Annotated in this window: 1 tRNA gene and 2 rRNA genes; all 3 read right to left on the bottom strand. The window is 52.9% G+C overall.

The features are described 5' to 3' along the window. Positions 1-58: 58 nt before the first annotated feature. Positions 59-135, bottom strand: a tRNA-Ile gene (locus AB4111_RS31135). Between the two features lie 36 nt (positions 136-171). After that, positions 172-288, bottom strand: a 5S ribosomal RNA gene (gene rrf / locus AB4111_RS31130). Positions 289-393: 105 nt separating this feature from the next. After that, positions 394-503 (bottom strand): 16S ribosomal RNA (locus AB4111_RS31125); the annotation flags it as partial.

Raw genomic sequence — 503 nt, 5'->3', positions numbered from 1 at the left:
GCAAGGCAGGCGCTCTCCCAGCTGAGCTATGGCCCCATATAAAGTTTAAAGGTATAGATGGTGGGCCCTGGTGGACTCGAACCACCGGCCTCACCCTTATCAGAGGTGCGCTCTAACCAACTGAGCTAAGGGCCCACATTATATATACTATTTGAACCCAAAATGGGTTACGCTTGGCGGCGTTCTACTCTCCCAGGACCCTGCGGTCCAAGTACCATTGACGCTGAAGGGCTTAACGGTCGTGTTCGGGATGGGAACGTGTGGAACCCCTTCGCTATCGCCACCAAACGTTTGAGAGCTTGAGCTCTCAAAACTGAGCAACGAGTGAGTAACTAGCCGACCTGGCTAGATTTTGTATTTGAATGTTTCCACTCGGGAAACGATTCTCCATAGAAAGGAGGTGATCCAGCCGCACCTTCCGATACGGCTACCTTGTTACGACTTCACCCCAATCATCTATCCCACCTTCGGCGGCTGGCTCCTTGCGGTTACCCCACCGACTT

It is taken from the genome of Paenibacillus sp. 2KB_22 (assembly GCF_052115745.1).
In the GTDB taxonomy this organism is placed as follows: Bacteria; Bacillota; Bacilli; order Paenibacillales; family Paenibacillaceae; genus Paenibacillus.
The sequence above is the reverse complement of the archived record's forward strand: the minus strand, read 5'-3'. Positions and strand labels throughout refer to the sequence as shown.